4 protein-coding genes and 3 pseudogenes are annotated in these 4941 nt (G+C 56.1%); 2 read left to right on the top strand and 5 right to left on the bottom strand.

What is annotated here, in order from left to right:
- Window positions 1-564: 564 nt before the first annotated feature.
- Both QZ329_RS14965 and QZ329_RS14960 read right to left on the bottom strand, forming a co-directional pair.
- Window positions 565-1176, bottom strand: a complete 612-nt coding sequence (locus QZ329_RS14965; RefSeq protein WP_295753801.1) for a Fic family protein — start codon at window positions 1174-1176, stop codon at window positions 565-567.
- 1 nt (window position 1177) lies between these two features.
- Window positions 1178-1345 (bottom strand): hypothetical protein, encoded by a 168-nt coding sequence (locus QZ329_RS14960; protein ID WP_023345913.1) that lies wholly within the window; start codon window positions 1343-1345, stop codon window positions 1178-1180.
- 193 nt (window positions 1346-1538) lie between these two features.
- On the opposite strand from QZ329_RS14960, the pseudogene QZ329_RS14955 reads away from it, so the two are divergent.
- Window positions 1539-2708: pseudogene (locus QZ329_RS14955) on the top strand (site-specific integrase).
- 80 nt (window positions 2709-2788) lie between these two features.
- Window positions 2789-3130 (top strand): annotated as a pseudogene (locus QZ329_RS14950) (N-terminal phage integrase SAM-like domain-containing protein); the annotation flags it as partial.
- Between the two features lie 402 nt (window positions 3131-3532).
- On the opposite strand, the pseudogene QZ329_RS15695 reads toward QZ329_RS14950, so the two are convergent.
- From QZ329_RS15695 to QZ329_RS14935, 3 genes and pseudogenes are all read right to left on the bottom strand, one after another.
- Window positions 3533-3994, bottom strand: a pseudogene (locus tag QZ329_RS15695) (recombinase family protein); the annotation flags it as partial.
- A 127-nt stretch (window positions 3995-4121) separates the two neighbouring features.
- A complete protein-coding gene (locus tag QZ329_RS14940; protein WP_295753799.1) occupies window positions 4122-4340 on the bottom strand; it encodes a DUF6870 family protein in 219 nt (72 codons plus the stop codon).
- 68 nt (window positions 4341-4408) lie between these two features.
- The coding region (locus QZ329_RS14935; protein ID WP_365352304.1) for a DUF6551 family protein at window positions 4409-4941 on the bottom strand (533 nt) is incomplete at its 5' end.

The following is a 4941-nucleotide window of genomic DNA, read 5'->3' as shown; positions in this document are numbered from 1 at the left end:
ACTCAGCGTGACAGCCTGTGCGCCGCTGTGTGGCCTCGCTGATGCTCGGAGGGTAAACAAGCCGCAGTCCATCGCAAACGCCGCCGTGTCAAAAGCGTGTGGCCGGTGTGTGCCATCCGGCGAAATCAGCACAACCGAAAGTGGCAGGTGAACCGGGGGGTCGAAAAAAGTGCAGGATAAAGGCCGGGGGTCGCTTATGCGCCCCCCGGCCAGCCACACCGCCCCGCAGAGCGGGTCGGGGCTTTTCCATAGGTGGTCGGAATTTTCACTTTTTGCTGTGGCAGGTGGTCGGTATCAGCAAATCCAGAGAGAAAACCGCCATGTTCCGCCTTTTCACAAGGTGGCTGTCACAGGTGGTTTTCCGGAATTTCTCGGGAGTCGGTGCGGGGGTCATTTTTTACCCCCTGGGGGCAAGTCGGGGGTCACTTTTTCCTCTGCCCTTACAGCCACCGCAAAACTGGCGGGTCCAGGCGGGGATATCTGCAAGAATCTGCGTCAACCAAAAAGAGAACAAAAATGCCGAGCAGCACGTTTCCGCCCAGCATAAACTCAGAACCAAGATCGTCAGGTCGTCCGCATCTCCATCTGCGGTTGCTCAATCATCTGCTCAAAAAAGTCAGCCAGTTGGTCCATGACACCCTGCGCCGCATAGATTGTGGCGATCATGAATGCGTCCGGGTCCACAGAACTCAAATCAAAATCGCACCCAAGGCTGCGAATCCACTGAGTAAAAAAGATACGCTGCGTTCTGCCGTTGCCTTCCCGAAATGGGTGCAGCATATTGACTGTGTGGTAAAAGTCCGCTACCTCCTCTGCCAGTTCGCGATGAGACATGCCCTCGCCACTGAACTCAGCCAAGCGTTTGAAGCACGCAACCGCACACGATTCGATTTCCGCAGCGGGAACAAAAGCCGTCCCTTTCTTGGAGAGGTTGATGGTGCGTATTTGTCCAGCCCAGTCATAGAGATCACAGAACAAGAATCGGTGGATGCGTTTGTAGTGCTCAAAGTCAAAGCTACCAGGAAGCGGCTGCTGATCCAGCAGACTCGCCTTGCCCAAAACGATAGCGGCCTCTGTGTCTGCCAATTCCGTCTCATCTTGGATGCCCAGCTTGTTGATCAGACAAGTCGTTCCCGGATAGCAACCGTCTGTTGTGGAGTCAATACTGTATGACATATCAGCGCTCTCCTCTTTCGGGAATGATATGGGCCAAGTACTGCTCCAGCGTAATTTCGCCGGCAAGCAATTTCCGGCACAGTTCTTTGCAGGTCTCTGTAACAGAAAGCCCTTCCATCCGCAGAGAGACCTCCGCAGCTTCAATAGAGCGCTCAATGGAATGCGGCATAAATCACACCTCCGCTTGTTCAGAAGATATTATGTGCATTGTAGCACAAAGGCTAAATGGTTGCAAACTGAAAATTCCTTCTGTCCCCATCAAATTCTGCGCCGCAAAACAAAGAATAAAAGTCCTCGAAAAAATCAGTAGCTATTCCCGCCAAGGTGTGGTATGTTGTGTGGCTACAAGGAGGTGACAACCCATGGCAAAGCGCAGACCGTCCGGTGACGGCATGGCGCGCAAACGTGACGACGGACGCTGGGAGGGCCGCATCGTAGTCGGTCACAAGGAAAATGGCGACTCTATCTTCCGATACGTCTACGCTCCTACACAGAAAGAGTTGTCCGCAAAGCTCCGTCAGCACATCGACAGCTACCAGGGTGCCGACCTGACGGAGCAGAGCAGGATGACCTTGAGTGAATGGCTCGATCAGTGACTGGAGAACATGGCGGATACTCTGCGGCCCAATACTCTGAGGAACTACCGCAGCTACATTGAGAACCACATCAGGCCCGGCCTGGGTGATAAGCAGCTGGCCCGAATCACACCGAAAGATGTGCAGCGGTTCTATGAGAAGCTGAGTGATTGTCTGGCCAGTGGTACGGTGCGCCGCATCCACACCACGCTCCACGGTGCGCTGAAGGCGGCACAGCAGGCTCACCTGATCGCCAGCAACCCGACCGAGCAGATCACCGCTCCCAGGTTCAGCTATGGAGTAAAGCAGATACTGACGGACGAGCAGCTGGATGTGTTCATGAAGGTCATCGCAGAGGATGAAATCTGGTGTGACTTCTTCTATGCCGAGCTGACCACTGGTCTGCGGCGGGGTGAGATCTGCGGGCTCAAGTGGGAGGACTTCGATGAGGTCAATGGTACACTGAAAGTCTGCCGTACCGTCTACTGGGAAACTGGTGGCGGGCTGACTGCCGGGGATACCAAGACCAGCGCCGGCGTCCGGAAAATCGTGCTGCCAGCCAGCACAGTACAGGTCCTCCGTGAACGAAAAAAGTCCGCACTGACCGAGTGGATATTCCCCAACCCGCTGAAGCCGGAACAGCCCACCAATCCTGGCTCCGCATACCGCCGGTTGAAGGTTCTGCTGAAGCGGGCCGGCCTCCCGAACATTCGTTTCCACGACCTGCGTCACACCTTCGCGACTCACGCTCTGGCGTCGGGCGTGGATGTGAAAACCTTGTCAGGCATCCTGGGCCATACCAGAGCGGCGTTCACCCTGGACACCTACACCCACACCACTGGCGATATGCAGAAGCGAGCCTCGGAAGTGGTAGGAGATTTTCTGACAGACATTTTTGGAGAGGAGTTGAGACCGTGGGAAGAAAGCGCAAGAGAGGCGAGGGTACAGTCCGACTGAGAAAAGACGGACGCTGGGAAGGCCGGGTAGTCATTGGCTACGATGATAAGGGCCTACCCAAAACAAAAAATGTGCTGGCCATGACCAAGACGGAGTGCGTGGCGAAACTGGAATCGCTGAAAGAGTCCGTGACTCCTGCAACCGCCGTTAAGATCAGGGCGGATATGCCCTTCGGCGAGTGGATGACATTCTGGTATGAGACCTGCTGTAAACCCGCCGTCCGGCCAAACACACGGACAGGCTACGAAAATAATATCCGCCTGTATATCCGCCCAAGGCTCGGTGACATTCCTCTGAACAAGCTGACCACAAATGATATTCAGCAGTTCATAAACTGGATGAGGCAGGATGGCCGTAGTGAATACCGGGAGTCCAGAGGGGAAGGACTCTCCGCCAATACGATACGGCACTGCTGCGGCCTGTGCCGCAGGGCTCTGGAGAAGGCCGTCACCGAAAAGCTGATCGTGCGCAACCCGGCGGAGGAATGTAAGCTCCCACCGGCCAGACGAATGGAGATGCGGCTGCTCAGTCGGGAGGAGTTGCAAAAGCTGCTCATTCAGGCCAGACCACTTGGCGTCCGGCACATCCGCAAAGCCGCCAGTAGGGTGGGGCAGGCCCCGGCTGTTCTTGTAGGCCATGGGGGACAGGACGCCCAGCCGGTTCAATTCCTCTGCGATGTGCTTTGCGCTGGCTCCGTCAATGCGGCGGCGGTAAATGTCCTGCACCACACGGGCGGGGTACTCGTCGATGATGAGGTGATTCTTATTCTCCGGGTCCTTTCGGTAGCCGTAGATCGGGCAGGCCCCCACATAGTCCCCGTTCTGCCGTTTGGTCAGCAGGGCGCTCCGGGTTTTCACAGAAATATCCCGGCAATAGGTATCGTTCAGCAGATTTTTCAAGCTGATATGCAAATCATCGCCGTTCTGCTCGTTGGCGGTGTCAATGCCGTCATTGATGGAAATGAACCGGACACCGTAGGTGGGAAACACCTGCCGGAGATAGCGGCCAGTCTCGATGTACTCCCGGCCCAGGCGGGACAGGTCCTTGACGATCACGCAGTTGATCTTGCCGGAAACAATGTCGTTCATCATCTCCTGGAACGCCGGACGGTCGAACAGAACGCCGCTGTAACCATCGTCCACCCGCTCCGATACCAGCTCAATGTCCGGGTGCGCCGCCACAAAGTCCTCGATCAGCTTCTTCTGATTGGCAATGCTGTCACTCTCCACGCTGCGGTCAGCGGAGTAGGAGAGGCGGAGATATGCGTCGCCCTTGTACTTTGGCATGAAAAAGTCACTCCTTTACATCACGGACTTACCCCGCAATATAACGAGTGACTGATTTATCCTATTTAATTCTTTTTCCAGTCACAAGTATAGCACACCTCCACGGGCAAGTCAACACATTAAAGCACTAAATTAGAATCTGTTTCAAACAGTCCTCCAGGGACACGCCATTGTCGGCAAACTGCGCCCGGACGATGAATTTACCACACGTGAAGCAATAGGGATTTTTGATCTGCCGGAGAAATTCGGCAATCCGTTCCTCCTTGGGGAGCTTCGGGTCCACGGAAACCTCACGAATGTCGGCTTGGGGCATACCCGCAGGGGAAAGGGACAGCTTCTGTTCCATGTTCGTACCTCCTTCACGGTGAATCAATGCCGCCGCAGGCCTCCCGGCCTGCGGCGGTTTGTGATGTATCAGCCCTTGAAGCGGTAAGGGAGCTTGCGGCCCCCGCGCTGCTGGCTGTTGTACTTGCTGAGAATGACGCGGGCAAACCGCAGGGCGGCTTTGTTGGTGGAGAAGTCCACCTTACCCCGGCGAATGATCTCGTCCGGGTCCACGGCGGACAACCTCTTAATGAAAATCTGATCCACCAGCTCCGTCTCATAGGTCTTGACGAACAGCGCCATACCGGAGAAGATAGACGCTTTAAGGGAGTTGGGGGTCCCATGCCACGCCCCGGCGATTAGGCCCAGCATACGGGAGAAGGCCGCGCCGCCCAGGAGCCGGTAGGCGTTGATAACGGCGCGGGTGGTGGAAATTTCAAAGGGTTCCCCGGTGGGCCGGTCTAGCGCCCAGGTAAAACCGGCGTCCTCTACCCGCTGCTTCACATCAATGATCTCCGCGTTCGCCCCGGACTCCACCAGGGCCTTGGTCGCGTGGCCCAGCCGCAGCTTTCCCCTGGTCTGGTCCAGCATATAGTACAGCTCGGCCTCCTGCTCGTAGGTCA

It is taken from the genome of uncultured Oscillibacter sp. (assembly GCF_910579365.1).
GTDB lineage: Bacteria > Bacillota > Clostridia > Oscillospirales > Oscillospiraceae > Oscillibacter.
The sequence above is the reverse complement of the archived record's forward strand: the minus strand, read 5'-3'. Positions and strand labels throughout refer to the sequence as shown.